This window comes from Streptomyces sp. BL1, from assembly GCF_057628045.1.
This window is the reverse complement of record NZ_JBXYWZ010000002.1, coordinates 6039728-6062952: the sequence shown is the minus strand read 5'-3', so window position 1 is coordinate 6062952 and position 23225 is coordinate 6039728. Positions and strand designations below refer to the sequence as shown.

The following is a 23225-nucleotide window of genomic DNA, read 5'->3' as shown; positions in this document are numbered from 1 at the left end:
GCACCATGACCACTTCGCTGGCCACATCGCCCTCGTACGCCGATACACCCACCCTCCTCGTCAAGATCTTCGGCAAGGACAGGCCCGGCATCACCGCCGGCCTCTTCGACACCCTCGCCGCCTTCGCCGTCGAGGTCGTCGACATCGAGCAGCTCGTCACCCGCGGCCGCATCACCCTCTGTGCCCTGGTCACCGCACCGGACTCCGGCAGCGCCACGGAAGGCGAGCTGCGGGCCACCGTGCACAGCTGGGCCGAGTCCATGCACATGGAGGCCGAGATCATCTCGGGCACGGGCGACAACCGCCCGCGCGGCACCGGCCGTTCGCACGTGACCGTGCTCGGCCACCCCCTCACCGCCGAGTCGACCGCCGCCATAGCGGCCTCCATCACCTCCACGGGCGGCAACATCGACCGGATCTTCCGGCTCGCCAAGTACCCCGTGATCGCCGTCGAGTTCGACGTGTCCGGCACGGACACGCCCGAGCTGCGCACCGCGCTCGCCATGGAGGCGGCGCGGCACGGTGTCGACGTCGCGGTCGTCGCGTCCGGACTGCAGCGCAGGGCGCAGCGGCTGGTCGTGATGGACGTCGACTCCACCCTCATCCAGGACGAGGTGATCGAGCTCTTCGCCGCGCACGCCGGGTGCGAGGAGCAGGTCGCCGAGGTCACGGCCCGCGCCATGCGGGGCGAGCTGGACTTCGAGCAGTCGCTGCACGCCCGCGTGGAACTGCTGGCCGGGCTCGACGAGTCCGTGGTGCACAAGGTGCGCGAGGAGGTCCGGCTCACGCCGGGCGCGCGCACCCTGGTCCGCACCCTGAAGCGGCTCGGCTATCAGGTCGGCGTCGTCTCGGGCGGCTTCACGCAGGTCACCGACGCGCTCCAGGAGGAGCTGGGCCTGGACTTCGCGCAGGCCAACACCCTTGAGGTGAAGGACGGCAAGTTCACCGGGCGGGTCACCGGCGAGATCGTCGACCGGGAGGGCAAGGCCCGGCTGCTGCGCCGGTTCGCCGAGCAGGCCGGGGTGCCGCTGGAGCAGACCGTCGCCATCGGTGACGGCGCGAACGACCTGGACATGCTCAACGCGGCGGGTCTGGGCGTCGCGTTCAACGCCAAGCCCGTCGTACGGGAGGCCGCGCACACGGCGGTCAACGTGCCCTTCCTGGACACGGTGCTCTATCTGCTGGGCATCACGCGGGAAGAGGTCGAGGCCGCCGACGGCGACCTCAGCTCGGTCGAGACGCCGCTGCTCAACGCGGTGGAGGCGGATCAGGCGGATCAGCCGGCGGTTCCGCACGCGGAGGCCGGTCCGCAGACCGTGTGACACGGGCGCCGAACTCGCGCAGCCAGTCGCGCAGTTCGGCCGGTTCCCGGATCTCGAACTCGACGCCGAGGAGCGCGATCCGTACGGCCAGCCAGTCGAGCGCGTCGCTGCCGGTGCGCAGCAGGCAGGACGTGTCGTCGAGCGGTTCCACGTCGCCGGTGCCCGGCGGCAGGATCCGCTCGGCCTCGGCCGCCGGCACGTACAGCGTCACCAGGGCGCTCCAGCGCGCACGGTGGCTGGTGATGGACTCGGCCACGTAGACGGCGGCGTCCCCCGCGGGCAGTTCCCGCGCGGGCACCCGTACGCCGGTGGCGTGCGGGGTGTCCTCGATCCGGTCCACGCGGAAGCTGCGCCAGTCGGCGCGCTCCGTGTCGTAGGCGACCAGATACCACCGCCGGTCGGCGCTCACGAGGCGGTGCGGCTCCACGTGCCGGCGCGTGGCGGTGCCGTCCTTCGCGCGGTACCCGAAGCGCACCCGTTCGCCGCGGCGGCAGGCGGCGGCCAGCACCGACAGGGTGGTGGGGTCGGCGAGCGCGCCGACGGGCGGCAGCCCGAACCGGCGCTGTCCCGCGCCGACTCCGGTGAGCGGGACGGTCGCCTCCTGCAGGGCCCGTACCCGGTTCCGCAGCCGGGACGGCAGCACCTGCTCCAGCTTCGCGAGCGCCCGTACGGAGGTTTCCTCGGCGCCCGCGAGGGACACCGCGCCGCCGGCCGCCGTACGCAGGCTGACCGCGACGGCCACCGCCTCCTCGTCGTCCAGCAGCAGCGGGGGCATGGCGGTGCCGGCGGCGAGCCGGTAGCCGCCCACGGCGCCGAGCGTCGCGTCGACGGGATAGCCGAGCTCCCGCAGCCGGCCGACGTCGCGGCGTACGGTGCGGGCGCTCACCTCCAGCCGCGCCGCCAGCTCGTGGCCCGTCCATTCGCGGCCGGTCTGCAGGAGGGACAGCAGACGCAGCATGCGGGACGGGGCGGGTGCCGGTCGCTCTGTCATGCGTCCAGTCTGCCGTCGAATGCGGACAGGTTCCGGCCGCATTGCGCTCTAGCGTGCGCCGTATGGACAGCCACACGGGCACAGGAACCGGCAGCGACGGCGGCATCCGGATCACCGGCGCACGCGAGCACAACCTCAAGGACGTCTCCCTCACCGTCCCCTGGAACCGCATCACCGTTTTCACCGGCGTCTCCGGGTCCGGGAAGTCCTCGGTGGTCTTCGACACGATCGCCGTCGAGTCGCAGCGGCAGCTGAACGAGACGTTCACGTGGTTCGTCCGCAACCGGCTGCCCAAGTACGAGCGCCCGCGCGCCGATTCGATGGCCGGCCTGTCCCCCGCCGTCGTCGTCGACCAGCGCCGGATCAGCGGCAACGCCCGCTCCACGGTCGGCACGATGACGGACATCCACTCGGTGCTGCGCGTGCTGTTCTCCCGCTGCGGCACGCCGGGCGCCGGCGAGGCCACCGTCTACTCCTTCAACGACCCGCTGGGCATGTGCCCCGGCTGCGACGGGCTGGGCAAGGCCGTCACCCTCGACCTGGACGCGCTGCTGGACACCTCGCGCACGCTGAACGAGGGCGCCATCCGCTTCCCCCTCTGGTCGAAGGGCACATGGGTGTGGCAGCTGTACGCGCAGTCGGGGCTGTTCGACCCGGACCGGCCGCTGCGGGACTTCAGCGACGAGGAGTGGCACCTGCTGGTGCACGGCAAGGGGCTCACAGTCCCGCGGGAGGGCCGGCACGGCACGTACCGGAACACGTACGAGGGGCTGGCCGAACGGTTCACGCGGCTCTACCTCAAGCGCGACCTGTCGTCGCTGAGCGAGCGGAACCGGGAGGCCGTGCAGCGCTTCGTCACCGAGGGCGTGTGCCCGGACTGCGGCGGGGCGCGGCTGAACGTGGCGGCACTGGCGACCCGGGTGGCCGGCCGGAGCATCGCGGACATGTCGGCGATGGAGGCGGGTGACCTGCTGGAGGTGCTGCGGGGCATCGACGACCCCGTGGGCCGGCCGATCGCGGCGGCCGCGGCCACGGCGCTGGAGCGGGTGGCCGCCGTCGGGCTCGGCTATCTGAGCCTGGACCGGGAGACGTCGACGCTGTCGGGCGGCGAGGCGCAGCGGCTGAAGACCGTACGGCACCTGGGCAGCAGCCTCACGGGCATGACGTACGTCTTCGACGAGCCCAGCATCGGGCTGCATCCGCACGATGTGCACCGACTGGGCACGCTGCTGCGGCAGTTGCGCGACCAGGGGAACACCGTGCTGATCGTCGAGCACGACAAGGACGTCATCGCCATGGCCGATCACGTCGTGGACCTGGGGCCCGGGGCCGGGGCGCACGGCGGGGAGGTCGTGTTCCAGGGCACCGTGGCGGGGCTCGCCGCGGCGGACACCGTGACGGGGCGCTGCCTGCGGAACGAGGCACCCGTGCGGGAGGACGTACGCCAGCCCTCGGGCAGCGTACGGGTCACCGGGGCGCGGCGGCACAACCTGCGCGACGTGACGGTCGACTTCCCTGCCGGGGTGCTCACGGTGGTGACGGGGGTCGCGGGCTCGGGAAAGAGCACGCTGGTACGGGAGTTGGTGCGGGCGTACGAGCGCGGGGGCGGCGGGGCGGACGGCACGGACGCCGGTACGAGTGGTGGGCGGGGCGACGGTGTCGGCAGCGGTGACGGGGCGGGGCCGCGGGAGGCGATCGTGGCGGACCAGTCGGGCATCGCCGCCTCGCCGCGGTCGAACCCGGCGACGTACCTGGGCGTCATGGACACCATCCGGCGGATCTTCGCCGCGGAGACCGGCAGCGAAGCGGCGCTGTTCAGCTTCAACTCCCGTGGCGCGTGCGGGGAATGCCGCGGCCGCGGCGTGATCCACACCGACCTGGCGTACATGGACCCGGTCACCACCCGCTGCCAGGCGTGCGGCGGCCGGCGCTTCACCGCTGAGGTGCTGGCCCGGACCGTACGCGGCAAGTCCATCGCGGACGTACTGGACTTGACCGCCGAGGAGGCCGTCGCCTTCTTCGCCACGGAGGCGGACAGCGGCGACGTACGGGCGCTGCGCCGCAAGCTGGACGCGCTCGCCGAGACGGGGCTGGACTATCTGGCTCTGGGCCAGGAGCTGAGCTCCCTGTCGGGTGGCGAGCTCCAGCGGCTGAAGCTCGCCACCCGGCTGCACAGGACGGGCGGGCTCTACGTACTGGACGAGCCCACAACAGGACTGCACATGGCGGATGTCGAGGGGCTGACCGCACTGCTGCACAGGCTGGTGGACGCGGGCAACACCGTCGTCGTCATCGAGCACAACCTCGACGTGATCAAGCAGGCCGACCGGATCATCGACCTCGGGCCGGACGGCGGCAAACAGGGCGGCCGGATCGTCTTCGAGGGGACGCCGCGTCAACTGCTGGACGCCGAGGGCTCCTTGACCGCGGAGGCACTGCGCCGCGCGTGTGCGTGACGGGGGCGGGATCGCGGCCGTACGCGAGGGGTGCGGCGCCCTGCCGCCGCCGGGGCGGCAGGGGCCGGGCCGGGCCGCGCACGCGCTCTACTCGTGCGGCGCCCAGTAGTCGGTCAGAGTGCCCTTGCCGGGCTCGACGGACTTCCAGCCGCCGTGGAAGCGGAGCACGGCGAGCGCCGCCGTGGGGAAACCGATGCGGTTCATCCGCTCCAGGTGGTCGTCCTCGGACTCGCCCGTCAGCACCTCGGCCGCTCCCTGGATGCCCGGGTTGTGTCCGACCACGAGGAGGTCCTGGACCTCGTCCGGCGTCTCGTTGATCACCGCGATGATCTCGCCGGGCGAGGCGTCGTAGAGCCGCTCCTCGTACACCGTCCGGGGACGCTGCGGGAGTTGGGGCACGACGAGCTTCCAGGTTTCGCGGGTGCGGACCGCGGTCGAGCAGAGAGCCAGACCCGGAGTGAGACCGCGCGAGGAGAGCCAGTCGCCGACGGACGGGGCATCCTTGCGGCCTCGGTCCGCGAGAGGTCGCTCGTGGTCGTCGACCTCGGGCCAGTCGGCCTTGGCGTGTCGGAGAAGGACGATACTGCGGGGCACATCGACGCTCATGCTCCCCAGCTTCGCATGAAACGCACTGCCCGGCGCAGGGTGTTGGGATTGGTCCCCGCCACGGGTGACATCAGCCGAGCAGCGCGGTCTCCGCCTTCGCCCACAGCTCTTCGAGCACCAGCGGCACCGCCGCGGGGACCTCCTGCACCGACTGTCCGGCGGCCCGGCCGCCCTCGGCGGCACTCGCGCCGTCACCGCCGGCTATCAGGGCCAGCAGCAGCACGAAGGCGACGGCGGGAAGCAGGAGCGCCCACCACGGCAGCCGGGTGCTGCCGTCCCTGCCCGCTGCGGTGTGCACGGGGACCGTCATGGGGCTCACCTCCGTCGTTCCGAACGCCGTCGAACGCTGCCGTTCGCTGTGTTCTCAGAACGTACGGAACCGGCGGTGTCTTCCCCATCCGGTGACCCACCCAGAAACCCCTGAACCTGACCCCCTAGGGGACAGGGGGGCAAGCCCCACCCCGGAGGGTCAGGGCGCCGCGATACTGGCGACCACGCCGATGACGACGAGGATGCCGAGGATGGCGGCGAAGACCAGGAGCAGCTTCTTCTGGCTGTTCTGCGGGTTCGGTTCGAGGACTGGCATGTCCGTCAGTCTCGCACTCAGCGTCCGTCCTCGATGACCCGGTCCCGCCCTGCCAGCACGCCGGCCACGATCTGCGCGAGCAGCAGGCCGCCCATGAGCACGAGCGACGCGTGCCAGCCGCCGCTGGCGTCGTGCAGCGCGCCGACCAGCAGCGGGCCCGGGATGGAGATCAGGTAGCCGGTGCTCTGCGCGAAGGCGGACAGCTTGGCCACGCCGGGGCCCGACCGGGCACGCAGCCCGATCATGGTGAGGGCCAGCGGGAAGGCGCAGTTGGAGATGCCCAGGATCAGCGCCCACACCCACGCGCCGGCGGCGGGGGCCAGCCACAGTCCGACGTACGCGAGCAGCCCGCACACGGCGAGCAGGACCACCAGCGGGCCCTGGTGCCGCATCCGCGCGGCGACCTTCGGCAGCACGAACGACAGCGGTACGCCTACGCCCATGGTGACGGCGAGCATCACGCCGGCGGCGGAGGCGGAGACCCCGGCGTCCCGGAGGATCTGCGGGAACCAGCCCATGATGATGTACGCGGTGGAGGCCTGGAGCCCGAAGAACACGGCCAGCGCCCACGCGGTCGGCGACTTGGCGATCCGCAGCGGCGCGTCCTGTGCCGCCGCGTGCGGCTGCCCGGCGGTGCGGGCCTCCTCGACGCGTTCCGCCGCCTCGGTCTCCTCGGGCACCGCCTCCTCGGCGGCGCGCGGTTCGGGGCGGGCGCTGCGGTCCCGTACGACTCCGGCCCACGGCGCGGCGGCGACGATGCCGAGCACGGCCCAGGCGCCGATGCCCAGCTGCCAACTGCCGCCCAGCGCCTCGGTCATGGGCACGGTGACGGCCGCGGCCAGCGATGTCCCCAGGGACAGGGCCATCGAGTAGAGGCCGGTCATGGTGCCGACCTTCTCGGGGAACCAGTGCTTGACCACGACGGGCATCAGCACGTTGCTGACCGCGATGCCGGCGAGGGCGAGCGCGGTGGCCGCGAGGAAGGTGGCGGTGCCGCCGGTGAACGGCCGGATCGCCAGGCCCGCGGTGATGGCGAGCATGCCGCAGAGCACCACGGCGGCCGGCCCGAACCGGCGGGCGAGGCGCGGCGCGAGGCCGCCGAACACGGCGAAGCACAGCGGGGGTACGGAGGTGAGCAGCCCCGCGACGGTGCCGCTCATGCCCAGCGCGTTCTGGACCTCCTTCAGGAGCGGGCCGAGCCCGGATATCGCGGGCCGGAGGTTGAGCGCGGAGAGCACGAGCCCGGCAACGACCAGACGCAGCACCCAGGGTTTGACGGCCTGCTGCCGGTCGGCCCGGCTGCCGGCGCCGGATGCGGGCGTCTCGCGGGAATCGGTCCGGTTCTTCTTCAGGTCGTCGTCCGTCAATGGCATGCCGCCATCATAGAATGATGGGATGAATGTTGGCCAACACGTACCCCGTACGCTCTGACCAGCAAAAACCAGTGACTGTCCGGGAGAGCCATGACTGCTTCCTCTGCTTCCCCCGCGTTTTCCCCGGGGTTCTCACCGCAGCGCGCCGCGCTCTCCGCCCAGGTGATCTCCGCGCTGCGGACGCAGATCACGTCCGGGGCGTGGCCGGTCGGCTCGCGCATCCCGACCGAGCCGGAGCTCGTCGAACAGCTCGGTGTCGCGCGCAACACCGTGCGCGAGGCGGTACGCGCCCTCGCGCACAACGGCCTGCTCGACATCCGGCAGGGCTCCGGCACGTACGTGGTCGCCACCAGCGAGCTAGCCGGTGTGATGCAGCGCAGGTTCGCGGAGGCCGACCCGCGCGACGTCGCCGAGCTGCGCGCCGCGCTGGAGGCGTCGGGGGCACGGCTGGCGGCCCGCCGCCGTACCGAGCAGGACATGGGACAGCTCGACGCGCTGCTGGACCGCAGGGAGACGGCGTGGGAGTCCCGCGAGGTGGACCGCTTCGTGGAGGCGGACGCCGCACTGCACATGGGCATCGTCGCGGCCTCGCACAACGAGGTGCTGTCCGCCGTGTACGCCGATCTCGGCGATGTGATGCGGGACTTCCTCCGCTCCGACGTCGGCGAGGAGCTGCACCCGGAGGACCACATGGACCACGCGCGGCTCATCGAGGCCATCCGCGAGGGAGACGTGGCGACGGCGGAGCGCGAAGCGATCTCGTACACCCAGGAATGGGGACGCGGGCTCGACGACCGGGACGGCACGCGGAACTGACGGTGCGCGGCCGGCGCTCAGGGGCGCGTGCGGTCAACTCCCGGAGCAGCACGCGGGGTTGACAGGCGCACACGCGCCGGCTGCTCGGCCTGAAGCCCACTGCGCCGCCGCGGCACGGCATACGGGTGCCGGCCGGCGCGGAGTGTCACACGAAAGGGCGGGCCCGGAGTGTTCCGGACCCGCCCCGTACGCAGCGGAAAACCCGTGCGACTACGTGCGCGTCACGCGCCCATCATGTGAACGCCGCCGTCCACGTGGACGATCTCGCCCGTGGTCTTCGGGAAGAAGTCCGACAGCAGGCCGACGATGCCGCGGCCGGCCGGGTCCGGGTCGGTGAGCTCCCAGCCGATCGGCGCGCGGTGGTTCCACACGTCGGCCAGCTCCTCGAAGCCCGGAATCGACTTGGCGGCCATCGACTTGATGGGTCCTGCCGAGACCAGGTTGCAGCGGATGTTCTCCTTGCCCAGGTCACGGGCGAGGTAGCGGCTGGTGGACTCCAGGGCCGCCTTGGCGACGCCCATCCAGTCGTACTTCGGCCAGGCGACCTGCGCGTCGAAGGTGAGCCCGACGACCGAACCGCCGCGCGGCATCAGCGGCTTGCAGGCCATGGTGAGCGACTTCAGCGAGTACGCGGAGACGTGCACCGCGGTGCCGACGTCCTCCCAGCTCGCCTCCAGGAAGTTGAAGGCGCCCTGCGGGCCGAAGGCGATGGAGTGCACGACGCCGTCCAGGCTCGCGTCGTCGCCGAAGTGCTCGCGCACCTTGTCGGCCAGGCCGTCCAGGTGCTCCTGGTTGGTCACGTCCAGCTCGATGACCGGGGCTTCCTTCGGGAGCCGCTTGGCGATCCGCTCCACGAGGGAGAGCCGCCCGAACCCGGTCAGGATGACCTCGGCGCCCTCCTCCTGCGCGACCTTGGCGGCGTGGAAGGCGATGGAGCCGTCCGTCAGCACGCCGGTGACGAGGATGCGCTTTCCAGCGAGGATTCCACTCATCAGTTCAGTGACCCATGCCCAATCCGCCGTCGACGGGTACGACGGCTCCTGTGATGTACGCGGCCTCGTCCGAAGCCAGGAAGCGGACGGAGGAGGCGACCTCCTCGGGCTGGGCGTAACGGCCCAGCGGCACCTGCGAGACGATGCCCTCGCGCTGCTCGTCGCTCAGCGCCTGCGTCATGTCGGTGTCGACGAAGCCGGGCGCCACGACGTTGCAGGTGATGTTGCGGGAGCCCAGCTCGCGGGCGATCGAGCGGGCGAAGCCGACCAGACCGGCCTTGGACGCCGCGTAGTTGGCCTGCCCGGCGGAGCCGAGCATCCCGACGACGGACGAGATCAGAACGACCCGGCCCTTGCGCGCCCGGAGCATGCCCTTCGTCGCGCGCTTCACGACGCGGAAGGTGCCGGTGAGGTTGGTCTCCAGAACCGAGCTGAAGTCCTCTTCGGACATCCGGAGCAGCAGCTGGTCGCGGGTCACGCCGGCGTTGGCGACGAGCACCTCCACCGCGCCGTGCTTCTCCTCGATCTCCTTGTAGGCCTGCTCCACCTGCTCCGGCTCGGTGATGTCGCACTTGACCGCGAGAACGCCCTTGTCCGCGAGCTCCTGCGGGGGCTCTCCCGAGCGGCAGGTGATGGCGACCTTGTCGCCTGCGTCGACGAAGGCACGCGCGATGGCGAGGCCGATGCCGCGGTTGCCTCCTGTGACGAGTACCGAGCGGCTCAAGGTGGGACCACCCTTTCTTGGTTTCCGCTGCTGCGGGCCGACGTCTGTTCCGTTGAGAAAACTATCGGCTGTGGGGGCCTGCCGGGGACTCGGGCCACGACAGGGGGGCGCGCGCCATCCTGTGCACTCCCTACAGACGGAGCCTGTGCACTCCCTGCGGATGCGGCCTGTGGACTCTCCGCGGAAACCGGTCCCCGGCCGAGCGCTGTCCGGGCCGGAGTGCACGCGGCTTAGACTCTTCACCGGCCGTATTGCCGCACAGCCGGGCTGTGCCGCGTACGGCGGCCATCATCCGTCGACGATCCTCAGGACAGATACGTGACACGCCTCGGCGACTCCGTGCAGCGCGCCAGCGAACTGCTGGCGCAGGACCTCTCCTCCGACAAGACCGTCGAGCAGCTGCTCGCGGAGACGGGCTCGCGGCGCTATCTGGACCTGACCGATCTTCCCGCCGAGGACCAGGCCGCCCTCATCGCGTCCCGCGCGGTGGACCTGCTGCCCTCCGAGGAGCAGCTGGCCGAGCGGATCGAGGAGCGTACGGGGCAGGGCCGCGGGCTGCACATCAAGCTGGGCATCGACCCGACGGCGACCGATGTGCACCTGGGCCATGCCGTGCCGATCATCGTGCTGAACCGCTTCCAGCGGATGGGGCACGAGGTGACGCTCCTCATCGGCGACTTCACCGCGAAGATCGGTGACCCGTCGGGGCGTACGGCCGAGCGGCCGCCGCTGACCGACGAGGACATCGCGAACAATCTGGCCGGCTACCGCGATCAGGTGCGGCCGTTCGTCAACTTCGACCAGGTCCACTTCCGGCACAACAGCGAGTGGCTGGCGCCGTACACCTTCCCGCAGCTGCTCCAGCTGCTGGCGCAGGTGCCGGCCTCGTCGCTGCTGCAGCGCGAGGACTTCCGCAACCGGCTCTCGGACGGTTCGGGCATCACCATGTCGGAGCTGATGTACCCGATCGCGCAGGGTCTGGACTCCGTCGCGCTGGAGTGCGACATCGAGATCGGCGGCTCCGACCAGCTGCTCAACCTCCAGATGGGCCGGAAGCTGATGGAGCTGCGCGCGCAGCAGCCGCAGCTCGTGGTCACCATGCCGCTGATCGAGGGCACCGACGGCTCGGGCGCCAAGATGTCCAAGTCCAAGGGCAATTACGTCGGCCTGAACAGCACGGCCGAGGACGTCTTCGGCAAGATCATGTCCATTCCGGACCGGCTGATGGCGCCGTACCTGCGCGCCTGGACGGAGTGGACGGACGCCGAGATCGACCAGGCGTCGGCCCGTATCGAGGCCAAGTCCCTGCACCCGATGGACCTGAAGAAGGTCCTCGCGGGCGAGGTCGTGACGGTGCTGTACGGCGTGGAGGCGGCGATGGCGGCCCGGGCCGGCTTCACCGCACAGTTCTCCAAGAAGTCCTTCACCGACGTCGATTCGCTGCCGACGGTCGATGCCGGCGAGCACGGCGCCGAGGGCATCGCGGCGATCCTGGCGAAGGTGCTGGAGTTCCAGCCGAGCGCGTCGGCGGCCCGCCGGGTCGCGAAGCAGAACGGGCTGCGCCTCGTCGTCGAGCCGGAGGACGGCAGCGAGCAGCAGTCGCTGGTGCTCTCCGAGCAGGAGGCGCTGCGGCCGCTCACCGAGGTGGTCACCGAGAAGCTGGCCGCGGCCGGCGTGCGGGGCACCGTGTATCTGAAGGCCGGCCGGAAGATCGCGGAGATCCGCGGCCTGTGAGCCGGGACCGGGGGCGGTGACTCCCGGAGCATGACCGGGGCGACCAGGGCGACCGGGCCCATCGGCGTACGGCGCCGTACGTATGACGGCGTATCAGTACCCGTCCCATGAGTCCGGCGCCCCGGTCTCGAACGCGACGCAGCCCCGGCGTAACGTGGGAGGTGTCCGGATCCCTCGTGTGCCGGCGCGGGGCCGGCACAGTGAGCAGGTGGTGGAACGTGATGCGGAAGCAGCGCAGTCCCGAGGTCTTCCGGATCACCGGAGCCCGGCAGGGGCTGGACGAGGATGTACGCGGCAGGCAGCGGCGCTACGTGATCTCCATGCTGGTCCGTACCGTGTCGGTTGTGCTGACAGTCGTGCTGTGGAACGTCAGCCGCCCGCTCGCCGTCGTGACGCTGGTACTGGGCGCGTTGCTGCCGTACGTGGCGGTGGTCATCGCCAACGCGGGCCGGGAGAACGCCCCTTCACTGCCGGAGACCTTCGTTGCCGGGCCCACCCGCCCGATGCTGGGCACCGCGGAACCGGTCCCGGAACCGCGCGAGGAACCGCCCGGCACGATACGGGGCGAGAGCACCAGCGGGCCCAACGAGCAGCAGGAAGACCGCAGTTGACAGGTTCATTGGTCCGGTCCGCATCGCAAAGCTCAAGAAAAGCTCAGATCAATCCTGTGGATCCGGTGCCCCGCGCAGGGTCCCACATGCCATACTTCAAAAACGCTCCGCATCCCCCGTCGGAGCGATAGACCGACGCCGGGCGGCTCCCCCCGTGGCTGCCCGGCGTCGTTTCTTTTTCCCGGGTTCCCCCGGACCGCTTCTTTTCCCGGGGAACCCGGCGAGTGGTTGGATGGGGACGTGATGTTCCCCCCGACCGAGGGCCCCGAGGCCCCCATCTGCTCCGCCAAGGCCTGCCGCGCGCCCGCCGTATGGGTCCTGGCCTGGAACAACCCGAAGCTGCACACCCCCGAGCGCCGCAAGACGTGGCTCGCGTGCGACGAACACCGCGAGCACCTCTCGAAGTTCCTCGACATGCGCGGCTTCCTGAAGGAGGTCGCGGGCCTCGAGGAGTGGCAGCGGCGCGAGGACGGCGGCGGCACGGACGGCGGGGCCTGAGCCCCGCGCCCGGTCAGCCCCCGACAGTGGCCCTGCCGCTCACCCGCCGATGGCGGACATCGGACGGTCGGGCTGGACGAACGACGGGTCGTCGATGCCGGCGCCCGCCTTCTTGCCCCACATCGCCACCTTCCACCGGCGCGCGATCTCCTCGTCCGGCTCGCCGGCGCGCAGCGCGCCCCGCAGATCGGACTCCTCCGTCGCGAACAGACAGGTGCGCACCTGTCCGTCGGCGGTGAGCCGGGTGCGATCGCACGTACGGCAGAAGGGGCGGGTGACCGAGGCGATCACGCCGACCCGGTGCGGGCCGCCGTCGACGAGCCAGCGCTCTGCGGGCGCCGAGCCGCGCTTCTCCTCGCCCTCCGGGGTGAGCGTGAAGCGCGTGCGCAGCGACTCCAGGATGTCGCCCGCGGTGATCATTCCGTCGCGCTGCCAGCCGTGCTGCGCGTCGAGCGGCATCTGCTCGATGAACCGCAGCTCGTACCCCTCCTCGACGGCCCAGCCCAGCAGGTCGGGTGCCTCGTCGTCGTTGAGCCCCGGCATCAGCACGGCGTTGACCTTGACCGGGGTGAGGCCCGCGGTGCGGGCCGCCTCCAGGCCGCGCAGCACGTCGGCGTGGCGCTTGCGGCGGGTCATCTTCTGGAAGGTCTCGGGGCTGAGAGTGTCGAGCGAGACGTTGACCCTGTCGAGCCCGGCGTCGCGCAACGCGCCCGCCGTGCGCTCCAGTCCGATGCCGTTGGTCGTCAACGACAGCTGGGGGCGCGGCTCCAGCGCGGCGCAGCGCTCCACGATGCCGGTCAGGCCGGGGCGGAGCATCGGCTCGCCGCCGGTGAACCGGACCTCGGTCACGCCGAGTTGGGTGACGGCGATGTCCACGAGGCGGACGATCTCGTCATCGGTCAGCAGTTCCGGCTTGGCGAGCCACTGGAGTCCCTCTTCGGGCATGCAGTAGGTGCAGCGCAGATTGCAGCGATCGGTCAGCGATACGCGCAAGTCGGTGGCGTTTCGGCCATAAGTGTCGAGCAGCATGCCGGCGGCCCTCCCACGGTTGCCTCAGTGTTCGCAGCCTACGCGAGACCTGTGACATTCAACAGATCGTTGATTTTCGGCGGACGGTACGGGCGGGTACGTCCCGCGCCGGAGCGCCCCGTACGGAGCGCCGGTACGCGTCTGCCCGGCACCGCGCGGTGCCGGGCAGACGCGTTCTCGGGTGTGCGCGAAGAGTGCCGGGATCAGTGCGCTCCGGTACCGGTCAGGGAGCGGACCTCCAGCTCGGCGTACTTCTCGCCGCCGGCGCCCTCGTCCTTGGAGAACAGCGAACCGAGCCAGCCCAGCAGGAAGCCGAGCGGGATCGACACCAGGCCGGGGTTCTCCAGCGGGAACACCGCGAAGTCGGCGTCCGGGAACATCGACGTCGGCTTGCTGGTGACGACCGGCGAGAAGAACACCAGCAGCACCGAGGAGAGCAGCCCGCCGTAGATCGACCACAGCGCGCCCTGGGTGGTGAACCGCTTCCAGAACAGGCTGTAGAGGATGGTCGGCAGGTTGGCCGAGGCGGCGACGGCGAACGCGAGCGCGACGAGTCCCGCCACGTTCAGATTGCCCGCGAAGATGCCCAGTCCGACGGCGACCGCGCCGATGATGACGGCGGAGATCCGCGCCGCGGACACCTCCTCCTTCTCCGTCGCCTCCCCCTTGCGGATGACGTTGGCGTACAGGTCGTGCGCGAACGACGAGGAGGAGGCCAGCGTGAGGCCCGCGACCACCGCGAGGATGGTGGCGAAGGCGACAGCCGAGATCATCGCGAGCAGGATCGCCCCTCCGGTCGAGTCGGCTCCGCCGCCGATCTCCTGCGCCAGCAGCGGCGCAGCGGTGTTGCCGGCCTTGTCGGAGGCGATGATCTCCTTCTCCGACAGCAGCGCGGCGGCGCCGAAGCCGAGCGCGATCGTCATCAGGTAGAAGACGCCGATGATGCCGATCGCCCAGTTCACCGACTTCCGGGCTGCCTTGGCGGTGGGCACCGTGTAGAAGCGGATCAGAATGTGCGGCAGTCCGGCCGTGCCGAGCACCAGCGCGATGCCGAGCGAGATGAAGTCGATCTTCGAAGTGGCGGTCTTCCCGTACTTCAGGCCGGGCTCCAGGAACGAGGCGCCCTTGCCGCTGTTCTCCGCGGCCGCTCCGAGCAGCGAGGACAGATTGAAGTTGAATTTCTGGAAGACCATGAACGTGATGACCAGAGTGCCACCGATCAGCAGGCATGCCTTGATCATCTGCACCCAGGTGGTGCCCTTCATTCCGCCGATCGTCACGTAGAGGATCATCGCGATGCCGACGAACACCACGATGAGGTTCTTGCCGACCGTTCCTGTGATGCCGAGCAGCAGGGCGACCAGCGCGCCCGCGCCGACCATCTGGGCCAGCAGATAGAAGATCGAGACGACGATGGTGGACACGCCGGCCGCCGTACGGACGGGACGCTGCCGCATCCGGAACGCGAGGACGTCGCCCATCGTGTAGCGCCCGGAGTTCCGCAGCGGCTCGGCGACCAGCAGCAGGGCGACCAGCCAGGCGACGAGGAAGCCGATGGAGTAGAGGAAGCCGTCGTAGCCGAAGAGCGCGATGGCGCCGGCGATGCCGAGGAACGAGGCGGCGGACATGTAGTCGCCGGAGATGGCGAGGCCGTTCTGGAATCCGGTGAACTCCCGCCCGCCCGCGTAGAAGTCGGCGGCGTTCTTCGTGCGGCGTCCGGCCCACACCGTGACGCCGAGGGTGGCCACGACGAAGAGCGCGAACAGGGTGATGATCAACGGGCGGTGCTGTGTGGCGTCGTCGACGGCGAGCTGGAGAGGGGCGAACCCTCCCTGGGCCGTGGCGATCTGGTGCGCTGCGCTCATGCGTCCTTCTCCCCGTCCTTGTTCCCGGTGTGCCGCATCTCGCCTTCCAGCCGGGTTTTGATCGCCAGCGCCTTCGGGTCGAGCTTCGTCGCGGCGTGCCCGGAGTACCACCAGGCGATCAGGAAGGTGGTCAGGAACTGGGCGATCCCGAAGACGAAGGCGACATTGATGTTGCCGACGATCTTGGTGCCCATGAATCCGCCCGCGTAGTTCGAGAGCAGAACGTACAGGAGGTACCAGATGATGAAGGCGATGGTCAGCGGAAAGGCGAACGACCTGTGAGCACGTCGGAGTTCTGCGAACTCTTCGCTCTGCTGCACCTCCGTGTAGTTCAGGCCGTCCTCCGGACTCGACCTACTGTGCTCTGATGCGGTGGCCACTGTGACTCCAGTCAACACAAGTGTGTGTAGGGGGGTTTGGGGCTGCTGTGGGGGTACTTGCTGGTCTTACGGATGCGACAGTGCGCGCATCGTAGATCGTTCACCCTGACCGCAACAGGGGTCGTAACTCCCTGCGAACTTCCGGGGGAGGAGATACGCACCGGAAGTTGCCACGTGTGATCGAAGTATTCGGCCTTTCTTACGGAATCCATTGCTGTTCTTCACTCTTTGGCGCTAACTTCCGTGAGCTGTGGTCAACTTCGACACGACATGGAGACCCCATGGATTCACAACCTTCCAGACGCCGGCGGGCGTTGGCGCTGCCTCTCGGGCTGGCGCTGACCGCGTCGCTCGGGCTGGGCGGCGCGGCTGTCGCGAGCGCGCAGGACACCGCTGACCGGACCGCGAACGCGCAGCGTACGGAGCAGGGTTCGGCCGCCGCACAGGCCGGCGAGAAGCTCAGCTACGTCGTCAACACCAAGGCGGACTCCGCCACCGTCGAGCGGGTGAAGAAGGAGATATCGAAGGCCGACGGCACGGTCGTCACCACGTACAAGAAGATCGGCGTCATCGTCGCGCACTCCACGAACCCGGAGTTCGGCGATGAACTACGCGCGGTGAACGGCGTCAGCTCGGCCGGCGCGACCCGTACGGCCCCGCTGAAGGCAGCAGCCACCACGGACGTGGGCAAGCCGCAGTACGTGAGCGCGGCGAAGGCCGAGGCGGCAGCCGCGAAGACGGCAGCCGCGCAGGGGACCGGGGCCGAGGAGCCGCTGGAGTCCCTGCAGTGGGACAAGCGGGCCATCAAGGCCGACAAGGCCCACAAGATCAGCCAGGGCAGCAAGAAGGTCACGGTCGGCGTCATCGACACCGGCGTGGACGACACGCACCCGGACCTCAAGCCCAACTTCGCGGCGGGGCAGTCCGCCAGCTGCGTCGGCGGCAAGGCCGACACCTCGCCCGGCGCCTGGCGTCCGTACGACCCGGCGAACGACTACCACGGCACGCACGTCGCCGGCATCATCGCCGCCCCGCGCAACGACATCGGCATCGCCGGCGCGGCGCCCGGCGTGAAGGTCGCCTCGCTGAAGGTGAGCGAGAAGGACACCAGCCTCTTCTACACCGAGGCCGTCGTGTGCGCGATGATGTTCGCCGCCGACCACGGTATCGAGGTCACCAACAACAGCTATTACATCGACCCGTGGCTCTACAACTGCAAGGCCGACAAGGACCAGGGCGCCCTCGTCGACGCGGTGACCCGGGCGGTCAAGTACGCGACGGGCAAGGGCACGGCGCACGTCTCCTCGGCCGGCAACTCCTCGCACGACCTGGCGTCCAAGAGCATCAAGGACGACACCAGTCCGAACGACTCCACCCCGGTCGAGCGCACCGTGAACCCGGCGGAGTGCCCGGACATGCCGACCATGCTGCCCGGCACGACCTCGGTCTCCGCGACAGGCCCCGCGGACAACCTGAAGTCGTACTACTCCAACTACGGGACGGGACAGATCGATGTCGCGGGTCCCGGTGGCGACTCCCGCTACCAGACCCCGGAACCGCCGGCCAAGAGCGGCGGCGTGCTGTCCACGATGCCGGACGGCGAGTACGCGTACCTGCAGGGCACGTCGATGGCCGGCCCGCAGGTCGCCGGTGTCGCCGCGCTCATCAAGAGCAAGCACCCGGACGTCACCCCGCAGGAGCTCGCGTGGCGCCTGAAGGCGCAGGCGCAGGACGTCAAGTGCCCCGCGAAGTACGACCCGGACGGCAAGGGCACGTACGCGGCCACCTGCACCGGTTCGCCCGGGAACAACAACTTCTACGGCAGCGGCCTCGTGGACGCGCTGGCGGCCGTCACGAAGTGACCCGCGGCTTCGCGGGCTGCTGAACAGGCCCGCCCGCAGCCGTGGTTCCGGCGGAGGGATCCGCTTCGGAGGGGCCGGACCGCACAGCCGGTCCGGCCCCTTCCGGCTGCCACCCGGGGCCGCGGAAGACCCGCCCGGCCCGCTCCCGCCAGGTGCGGGCCGCCCGCAGGTCGCGGCCGATCGCGGCGTACTCGTGCGTCGCCACCCGGACCGGGTTGAAGGTGCCGATGTTCTTCGTCAGTCCGAAGACGCACGGCTCGGTCTCCGGTACGAACGAGCGGAACATCCGGTCCCAGACGATGAGGATGCCGCCGAAGTTGCGGTCCAGATAGCCGCCCTGCGAGGCGTGGTGGACCCGGTGGTGCGAGGGCGTGTTGAACACGAACTCGAAGGGCCGCGGCAGCTTCCCGACCTTCTCCGTGTGGATCCAGAACTGGTACACGAGGTTCACGGAGGAGCAGAACGCCACGGCGGCGGGGTGCACCCCGAGCGCGATCATCGGTACGTAGAACGGCCACACGGTCCACGTGGTCCAGGGCTGGCGCAGCGCGGTGGTGAAGTTGAACTTCCGGCTGGAGTGGTGCACCACGTGACACGCCCACAGGATGCGGATCACGTGGTGCCCACGGTGCGACCAGTAGTAGAAGAAGTCCTGCGCCAGCAGCAGCAGCGGCAGGGTCGCCCAGAGCACCGGCACGCGCAGCGGCGTCAGTTCGTACACGGCCGCGTAGATCGCGACGATCGGTATCTTCCACAGCGCGTCGAAGACGAGGCTGCCGAGCCCCATCGTGATGCTGGTGGCGGCGTCCTTCGTCTCGTAGCCCGCCGCGTCCTCGTCCGGATGAATCCGGTAGCTCACCATTTCGACGACGGTGAGCAGCACGAAAGCGGGGACCGACCAGAGCACGACATCGGGCAGGTTCGACAGCATGTCAACAAGGTAGAGCGGCAACGGCTGGGGGACCAGAGGTTGTTACCGGGAGGTATTCTCCGGTCCCCTCCCCCGTACGCCGCCCCGTCACCCCGTACGCGGCCCGCTCACCGTCCCCTCACCACACGCGCACCCGGCCCTCCGGCGCGAACGCCGGACTGGTCGCGTCCGCGGGCACCGTCTCCAGGGGTTCGGCGATCTCCGCGACGGTGGGCCCGCAGCGCGCCGCTACCGGGGCGAGCGCGTCCAGGTCGAAGCCGTACACCCGGGCCGCGTTGCCGCCCACCAGCTGCGCCACCTCGTCGCGCGGCAGCCCCGCGTACGCGATGCGCAGCCCCTCGCGCGAGTACGGGTGGGTGCCCTCGTCGTGCGGGTAGTCGCTGCCCCACATGATCTTGTCGAGGCCGATCCGGCCGCGCAGCGGCACCTCGTGCGGGCGCATGAAGCTGGCGCCCACATAGCAGTTGTCGCGCCACACCTCGCTGGGCCCCTTGCCCATCGAAGCGGCGAGCCCCGCGCCGAACTTGGACTCCGCGGTGCCCGCCTTCGACGCGGCGGCGACCAGCCGCGAGTGGTAGTAGTCCAGCATCTCCAGCACGCCGGGAATCCACCCCGAGCCCTGTTCGGTCAGGACGAGCCGCAGCCCGGGGTGGCGCCGGAAAGCGCCGCCGAACACCAGGTGCCACAGGGCGCGGTGCGAGAACCAGGTGGTCTCCACCATGAACACCGCGCGCGCTGCGGGCTCTTCGCCCAGCGGCGGCGACGCCGAACCGCCGTGGTGGTTGACGGGTACGCCGAGCTCCTCGCACACCGCCCACAGCGGGTCGTACACCTGCGAGTACAGCTCGGGGAGTCCGCAGCCCGGAGGGGTGCCCGGCAGCAGGACACCGCCCGTCAGTCCGGCCGCGTGGGTGCGGCGGACCTCCCGTACGGCCTCGTCCACGTCGTTCAGCAGGATCTGCGCGACCCCGGCGCGCCGGCCGGGTGCGTCGGCGCAGAACTCGGCCAGCCAGCGGTTGTGCGCGCGCAGTCCGGCCCAGCGCTGTTCGTACTCCGCGCGCGTGGGCGCGGGGGCCATCAGCGAGGCGCTGGGGAAGAACGGCGGAATGGTGTTCGGGAAGACGACCTCGGCGACGATGCCGTCCGCCTCCAGTTCGGCCAGCCTGCGCGCCGAGTTCCAGTTCCGGTCCGCACTGTCGGCCAGCAGGTCCTCGTACGGGTTGACGTAGTGCTCCGCCCAGGCGTCGAAGTCGTCGTGGTGCTCCTTCTCCAAGTACGGCTTGTAGTCGAGGAGATCGGCACCCGCATGACAGTCGGCCGAGATGACCGTGTAGCGCTCGTCCGCCGGCTCACGCATCGCCCACCCCCACGTACGGGAAGTCGAAACCGGTCAGCCAGTGCCGGCCCGTCTCACGGGAGCGCCGCCAGGAGGCCTCCACGGGGCCCTGGTCGGCGGGCTGTCCCAGGTCGGCCGGTGTGGGGCCGATGCGTTCGGCGAGCGGCGCCAGCGCCTCCGTGTCGAAGCCGAACACCTCGGCCGCCGACTGCCCGAGCATCCGCCGCGTCTCCCCCACCGGGATGTCGTGGAAGGTCTTCCGCAGCCACTCCCCCGTCTTCGGCCAGGTGCCCTCCGGGTGCGGGAAGTCGCTGCCCCACAGGATGTTGTCCACGCCGATCTCGTAACGCTGCGCCAGTTCGCGCCGTTTGGTGTTGGTCGCGCAGATGAACACCTGCCGGTCGAGGTACTCGTGGGGCGCCCGCTTGAGCTCGGCGAACGGCGAGAGCTTCTTGCCGCCGTGCGCGCCCAGGTACAGCCGGTCCATGAACCACAGCAGGTTCGGCAGCCACCAGCAGCCCGACTCCGCGACACCGAACCGCAGTCCGGGATGCCGCTCGAAGACACCGGACCACAGCATGAACCACAGCGGCCGGGCCGGCCACCACGTCACCTCGCTGACGTAGATGCCCAGATGGTCGCCGTACTCGTCGCGCGGCGCCGCGCCGGAGTGCGTGACGACCGGCATGCCCGCCTCGGCCGCCGCCGCCCACACGGGGTCGTAACGCCGGTCGTGGTACGGCTCCTTGTCGCCCCACATGGCCGGGATCATCAGCGCCCCGAGCCCGGATTCCTTCGCCCGGCGGATCTCGGCGACGACCTCCCCCGGCTCGGCCGTGATCGGCAACAGGGCGACACCGCAGTGCCGTTCGGGGTGCTCGGAGCAGAACTCCGCCAGCCACCGGTTGTGCGCCTTCGCGCCCGCCATGCCCAGCCGCGGGTCCTGGTCGCCGGAGAGGCCGAGGCCCACGCCGAACGGTGCGGCCGTACCGCTGTCCACGGCGTCCGCGTCGGGGAAGACCACCTCGGCCGCCACCCCGTCGCCGTCCAGCTCCTTGACGCGCTGCGCCGCGTCCCAGCCGCCGCGCAGTCCTTCCTCGTTCTCCTCGAACCACTTGCGGGCGAAGTCCTCGTTGCGGATGCCCAGCCGCGTCGACTCCTCGATCCGGGCGTCCCGCCGGCCGAGGAAATCGTCGAACTCCCGGTGGAAACGGGACTCCAGATAGGGCCGGTACTGCTCGGTGGGCAGTCCGGCGTGGCAGTCGGAGGAGATGATCAGGTACGGGTCGTCCTGTGCCGTCATGTGCGCAACCCCTCGATCGGTTCGGTTCGACGAGTCCGGCCCGCCCGGCTGCCGGTTTCCGTACGCCCCGTCAGGTGCCGTACGGCGGGCCGGTCCGCCGGTCAGTCCAGGATGAAGCTCTCCAGATAGCCCGGGTCCGCACGGTCCAGCATCGACTGTGCGCGGGCCCGTATCTGACGGTCGCTGTGCTCACTGTCCGGCAGCAGCCAGAAGCGGCCCTCGCGCACTCCGTCCAGGACGAACTGTGCGACCTCCTCGACCGGAGTGAAGGTCACCTCGTGGCCGGCCTCCCGCATGGCCGTCTCCCACTGGCCGAGGCTGCGGTACGGGGTCCTGCGCGGGCGCGTCTTGGCGTACCGCTCGGGCCTGTTGCGGTACGACTCCCACAGTCCGGTGCGCAGCATGTGCGGCCCGGGGAACAATACGGAGCACCCCACGGCCGCGTTCTCCGCGCGCAGTTGCGCGTACAGCGACTCGGTCATCGTGACGACCGCCGCCTTGGTGACCGCGTACACGGACGCGGTCGGCAGTGGCGCGATACCGCCGTCGCCCGACGACGTGTTGACGACGTGCCCGGGCTCACCGGCCGCCAGCATGCGCGGCACGAAGGCCCGTACGCCGTGGAAAACGCCCCACACGTTGACGCTGAACGCCCAGCGCCAGTCGTTCAGTTCGTGCTCCCACATGCGGCCCTCGGCGCCCGAGCCGACGCCCGCGTTGTTGCACAGCACGTGCACCGCGCCGAACGACTCGTAGGCGGCTTCGGCCAGTTCGTCGACCGACTCCTGCTCGCTGACGTCGACCACGTGCGCGAGTACGCGGGCGCCCTCGTCGCGCAGTCCGTCGGCCGCCTTGCGCAGGGCGTCCTCCTCGACGTCGGCGAGCACCACGTTCAGCCCCTCGGCCGCGAACCGGCGTGCCATCGCGAGCCCGATGCCGCTCGCCGCACCGGTGACGACCGCCGTCTGTCCCTCCCGGCACTCCATCAGGCACCCTCCTCCGGCGGCCCGTCGTGCACCTGCGCCGCATCGTCGTACCGCTGGTGTACATAGGGCAGCAGTGCCTGCGCACTCACCTTCTCGGCCACCTTGCCGCGCTGCGCCGTGGTCTTCTCCCCGATGGTGATCTCCACCGGCCCGCGCACCGGAAGGTCCGCGACCGGGTCGTACGGCGACTCGCGCAGCACCACCTCGCCGGTCACCGACTCCAGCGCCCGCACCTTCTCCTCCCGCGTGCAGTGGACGAGCACCGGCTCCCCGTCGAAGCCCTCACCGTCCACCGCGGGAAGGAACTTGAAGTAGAAGTCCACCTTTTCCGAGGGCCCCGGCAGCGGCAGTGAACCGTCCACAGTTCCGCGCACCTCGACGAAACAGACACCGTGCCGCGCGAGCCGCGCCCGCACCTCACCCGTGTCCGCGTCACGCTCGACCGACACCTCGCCGAGCTTCTTCGGCTCGCCGAACACCTCGCGCCCCGCCGTCAGGGCCCGTTCGTGCGTCATCGGCATGACGAGCGGATACCAGCCCGCGGTGCCGCCCTGCTCGGCCGCGACCGCCACGGAACCCGCGCCGAGCGGATAGCCGGGCAGCTCGACCTGGCTGATGTTCGCGCGGACGAGCGGACGCCCGGCCGGCTTCAGCGGAGGCGGCAGCACGGCCGCGGCCACATCCGGATCCGTCTCCCAGACCGCCACCACTCCCGTGGACCAGATGTCCGGCAGCCGCGAACTCGCCTGCCGGGCACGCCTGATCTCCTCCGCACCGCGCGGCCCGTACCGTACGTGCGCCATGGCGCACCGCCCTTTCCGTCG

22 protein-coding genes are annotated in these 23225 nt (G+C 70.5%); 7 read left to right on the top strand and 15 right to left on the bottom strand.

Annotated elements, in window-relative coordinates:
• Window positions 1-5: 5 nt before the first annotated feature.
• Window positions 6-1322 carry a phosphoserine phosphatase SerB gene (gene serB, locus AC3AGO_RS26630; RefSeq protein WP_487822769.1) on the top strand — a complete coding sequence of 439 codons (1317 nt, stop codon included), beginning with the start codon at window positions 6-8 and terminating at the stop codon, window positions 1320-1322.
• Here the strand turns inward: serB and AC3AGO_RS26625 are convergent.
• Window positions 1249-2313, bottom strand: coding sequence for a helix-turn-helix transcriptional regulator (locus AC3AGO_RS26625; RefSeq protein ID WP_487822768.1), 1065 nt, complete (start codon window positions 2311-2313; stop codon window positions 1249-1251). The genes serB and AC3AGO_RS26625 overlap by 74 nt on opposite strands.
• A gap of 62 nt (window positions 2314-2375) precedes the next feature.
• Between AC3AGO_RS26625 and AC3AGO_RS26620 the strand changes: the two genes are divergently transcribed.
• Complete coding sequence (locus AC3AGO_RS26620; RefSeq protein ID WP_487822767.1) at window positions 2376-4769, top strand: excinuclease ABC subunit UvrA; 2394 nt, start codon at window positions 2376-2378, stop codon at window positions 4767-4769.
• Between the two features lie 87 nt (window positions 4770-4856).
• Here the strand turns inward: AC3AGO_RS26620 and AC3AGO_RS26615 are convergent, their stop codons facing one another.
• The 4 genes from AC3AGO_RS26615 to AC3AGO_RS26600 all read right to left on the bottom strand — a co-directional run bounded on the left by AC3AGO_RS26615 (window position 4857) and on the right by AC3AGO_RS26600 (window position 7334).
• Entirely contained in the window at window positions 4857-5375 is a 519-nt protein-coding gene (locus AC3AGO_RS26615; RefSeq protein ID WP_487822766.1) for a SixA phosphatase family protein, read from the bottom strand.
• 70 nt (window positions 5376-5445) lie between these two features.
• Window positions 5446-5685: a hypothetical protein gene (locus AC3AGO_RS26610; RefSeq protein ID WP_487822765.1), complete on the bottom strand. Its 240-nt coding sequence runs from the start codon at window positions 5683-5685 to the stop codon at window positions 5446-5448.
• 159 nt (window positions 5686-5844) lie between these two features.
• Window positions 5845-5961 carry an SGM_5486 family transporter-associated protein gene (locus AC3AGO_RS26605; RefSeq protein WP_487822764.1) on the bottom strand — a complete coding sequence of 39 codons (117 nt, stop codon included), beginning with the start codon at window positions 5959-5961 and terminating at the stop codon, window positions 5845-5847.
• Between the two features lie 17 nt (window positions 5962-5978).
• Complete coding sequence (locus AC3AGO_RS26600) at window positions 5979-7334, bottom strand: CynX/NimT family MFS transporter (protein ID WP_487822763.1); 1356 nt, start codon at window positions 7332-7334, stop codon at window positions 5979-5981.
• A 90-nt stretch (window positions 7335-7424) separates the two neighbouring features.
• On the opposite strand from AC3AGO_RS26600, the gene AC3AGO_RS26595 reads away from it, so the two are divergent.
• Entirely contained in the window at window positions 7425-8150 is a 726-nt protein-coding gene (locus AC3AGO_RS26595; protein ID WP_487822762.1) for a FadR/GntR family transcriptional regulator, read from the top strand.
• Window positions 8151-8371: 221 nt separating this feature from the next.
• Here AC3AGO_RS26595 and fabI read toward each other — a convergent pair whose 3' ends face one another.
• The gene (gene fabI, locus AC3AGO_RS26590; protein ID WP_487822761.1) at window positions 8372-9142 is read right to left on the bottom strand and encodes an enoyl-ACP reductase FabI; all 771 of its coding nucleotides are present in this window, start codon (window positions 9140-9142) and stop codon (window positions 8372-8374) included.
• Between the two features lie 4 nt (window positions 9143-9146).
• Window positions 9147-9866, bottom strand: a complete 720-nt coding sequence (fabG, locus tag AC3AGO_RS26585) for a 3-oxoacyl-[acyl-carrier-protein] reductase (protein ID WP_487822760.1) — start codon at window positions 9864-9866, stop codon at window positions 9147-9149.
• 318 nt (window positions 9867-10184) lie between these two features.
• Between fabG and tyrS the strand changes: the two genes are divergently transcribed.
• The 3 genes from tyrS to AC3AGO_RS26570 all read left to right on the top strand — a co-directional run bounded on the left by tyrS (window position 10185) and on the right by AC3AGO_RS26570 (window position 12709).
• Window positions 10185-11600 (top strand): tyrosine--tRNA ligase, encoded by a 1416-nt coding sequence (gene tyrS / locus AC3AGO_RS26580; protein ID WP_487822759.1) that lies wholly within the window; start codon window positions 10185-10187, stop codon window positions 11598-11600.
• Window positions 11601-11821: 221 nt separating this feature from the next.
• Window positions 11822-12211: a DUF3099 domain-containing protein gene (locus AC3AGO_RS26575; protein ID WP_487822758.1), complete on the top strand. Its 390-nt coding sequence runs from the start codon at window positions 11822-11824 to the stop codon at window positions 12209-12211.
• 243 nt (window positions 12212-12454) lie between these two features.
• Entirely contained in the window at window positions 12455-12709 is a 255-nt protein-coding gene (locus tag AC3AGO_RS26570; RefSeq protein ID WP_487822757.1) for a hypothetical protein, read from the top strand.
• Between the two features lie 39 nt (window positions 12710-12748).
• Here AC3AGO_RS26570 and moaA read toward each other — a convergent pair whose 3' ends face one another.
• The 3 genes from moaA to AC3AGO_RS26555 all read right to left on the bottom strand — a co-directional run bounded on the left by moaA (window position 12749) and on the right by AC3AGO_RS26555 (window position 15983).
• On the bottom strand, window positions 12749-13738 hold the full coding sequence (gene moaA, locus AC3AGO_RS26565; protein WP_487822756.1) for a GTP 3',8-cyclase MoaA: 990 nt from the start codon (window positions 13736-13738) through the stop codon (window positions 12749-12751).
• Between the two features lie 203 nt (window positions 13739-13941).
• Window positions 13942-15603 carry a solute symporter family protein gene (locus tag AC3AGO_RS26560; protein ID WP_487822755.1) on the bottom strand — a complete coding sequence of 554 codons (1662 nt, stop codon included), beginning with the start codon at window positions 15601-15603 and terminating at the stop codon, window positions 13942-13944.
• Window positions 15600-15983 carry a DUF485 domain-containing protein gene (locus AC3AGO_RS26555; RefSeq protein ID WP_487822754.1) on the bottom strand — a complete coding sequence of 128 codons (384 nt, stop codon included), beginning with the start codon at window positions 15981-15983 and terminating at the stop codon, window positions 15600-15602. The genes AC3AGO_RS26560 and AC3AGO_RS26555 overlap by 4 nt, the downstream gene beginning before the upstream one ends.
• Before the next feature lie 281 nt (window positions 15984-16264).
• Here AC3AGO_RS26555 and AC3AGO_RS26550 point away from each other — a divergent pair, with 281 nt between their 5' ends.
• The gene (locus tag AC3AGO_RS26550; protein WP_487822753.1) at window positions 16265-17845 is read left to right on the top strand and encodes a S8 family peptidase; all 1581 of its coding nucleotides are present in this window, start codon (window positions 16265-16267) and stop codon (window positions 17843-17845) included.
• On the opposite strand, the gene AC3AGO_RS26545 is transcribed toward AC3AGO_RS26550, so the two are convergent.
• From AC3AGO_RS26545 to AC3AGO_RS26525, 5 genes are all read right to left on the bottom strand, one after another.
• The gene (locus AC3AGO_RS26545; RefSeq protein WP_487822752.1) at window positions 17835-18776 is read right to left on the bottom strand and encodes a sterol desaturase family protein; all 942 of its coding nucleotides are present in this window, start codon (window positions 18774-18776) and stop codon (window positions 17835-17837) included. The genes AC3AGO_RS26550 and AC3AGO_RS26545 overlap by 11 nt on opposite strands.
• A gap of 118 nt (window positions 18777-18894) precedes the next feature.
• Entirely contained in the window at window positions 18895-20133 is a 1239-nt protein-coding gene (locus AC3AGO_RS26540) for an amidohydrolase family protein (RefSeq protein ID WP_487822751.1), read from the bottom strand.
• Window positions 20126-21415, bottom strand: a complete 1290-nt coding sequence (locus tag AC3AGO_RS26535; protein WP_487822750.1) for an amidohydrolase family protein — start codon at window positions 21413-21415, stop codon at window positions 20126-20128. Before AC3AGO_RS26535 ends, AC3AGO_RS26540 begins: the two co-directional genes overlap by 8 nt.
• 101 nt (window positions 21416-21516) lie before the next feature.
• Window positions 21517-22401 (bottom strand): SDR family NAD(P)-dependent oxidoreductase, encoded by an 885-nt coding sequence (locus AC3AGO_RS26530; RefSeq protein ID WP_487822749.1) that lies wholly within the window; start codon window positions 22399-22401, stop codon window positions 21517-21519.
• Window positions 22401-23204, bottom strand: a complete 804-nt coding sequence (locus AC3AGO_RS26525) for an acetoacetate decarboxylase family protein (protein WP_487822748.1) — start codon at window positions 23202-23204, stop codon at window positions 22401-22403. Before AC3AGO_RS26525 ends, AC3AGO_RS26530 begins: the two co-directional genes overlap by 1 nt.
• Window positions 23205-23225: the final 21 nt, after the last annotated feature.

Coding starts and splice junctions, on each gene's coding strand:
- serB (WP_487822769.1), top strand. CDS start 6: ATGACCACTTCGCTGGCCACATCGCCCTCGTACGCCGATACACCCACC.
- AC3AGO_RS26625 (WP_487822768.1), bottom strand. CDS start 2,313: ATGACAGAGCGACCGGCACCCGCCCCGTCCCGCATGCTGCGTCTGCTG.
- AC3AGO_RS26620 (WP_487822767.1), top strand. CDS start 2,376: ATGGACAGCCACACGGGCACAGGAACCGGCAGCGACGGCGGCATCCGG.
- AC3AGO_RS26615 (WP_487822766.1), bottom strand. CDS start 5,375: ATGAGCGTCGATGTGCCCCGCAGTATCGTCCTTCTCCGACACGCCAAG.
- AC3AGO_RS26610 (WP_487822765.1), bottom strand. CDS start 5,685: ATGACGGTCCCCGTGCACACCGCAGCGGGCAGGGACGGCAGCACCCGG.
- AC3AGO_RS26605 (WP_487822764.1), bottom strand. CDS start 5,961: ATGCCAGTCCTCGAACCGAACCCGCAGAACAGCCAGAAGAAGCTGCTC.
- AC3AGO_RS26600 (WP_487822763.1), bottom strand. CDS start 7,334: ATGCCATTGACGGACGACGACCTGAAGAAGAACCGGACCGATTCCCGC.
- AC3AGO_RS26595 (WP_487822762.1), top strand. CDS start 7,425: ATGACTGCTTCCTCTGCTTCCCCCGCGTTTTCCCCGGGGTTCTCACCG.
- fabI (WP_487822761.1), bottom strand. CDS start 9,142: ATGAGTGGAATCCTCGCTGGAAAGCGCATCCTCGTCACCGGCGTGCTG.
- AC3AGO_RS26575 (WP_487822758.1), top strand. CDS start 11,822: ATGCGGAAGCAGCGCAGTCCCGAGGTCTTCCGGATCACCGGAGCCCGG.
- AC3AGO_RS26570 (WP_487822757.1), top strand. CDS start 12,455: ATGTTCCCCCCGACCGAGGGCCCCGAGGCCCCCATCTGCTCCGCCAAG.
- moaA (WP_487822756.1), bottom strand. CDS start 13,738: ATGCTGCTCGACACTTATGGCCGAAACGCCACCGACTTGCGCGTATCG.
- AC3AGO_RS26560 (WP_487822755.1), bottom strand. CDS start 15,603: ATGAGCGCAGCGCACCAGATCGCCACGGCCCAGGGAGGGTTCGCCCCT.
- AC3AGO_RS26550 (WP_487822753.1), top strand. CDS start 16,265: ATGGATTCACAACCTTCCAGACGCCGGCGGGCGTTGGCGCTGCCTCTC.
- AC3AGO_RS26545 (WP_487822752.1), bottom strand. CDS start 18,776: ATGCTGTCGAACCTGCCCGATGTCGTGCTCTGGTCGGTCCCCGCTTTC.
- AC3AGO_RS26540 (WP_487822751.1), bottom strand. CDS start 20,133: ATGCGTGAGCCGGCGGACGAGCGCTACACGGTCATCTCGGCCGACTGT.
- AC3AGO_RS26535 (WP_487822750.1), bottom strand. CDS start 21,415: ATGACGGCACAGGACGACCCGTACCTGATCATCTCCTCCGACTGCCAC.
- AC3AGO_RS26530 (WP_487822749.1), bottom strand. CDS start 22,401: ATGGAGTGCCGGGAGGGACAGACGGCGGTCGTCACCGGTGCGGCGAGC.
- AC3AGO_RS26525 (WP_487822748.1), bottom strand. CDS start 23,204: ATGGCGCACGTACGGTACGGGCCGCGCGGTGCGGAGGAGATCAGGCGT.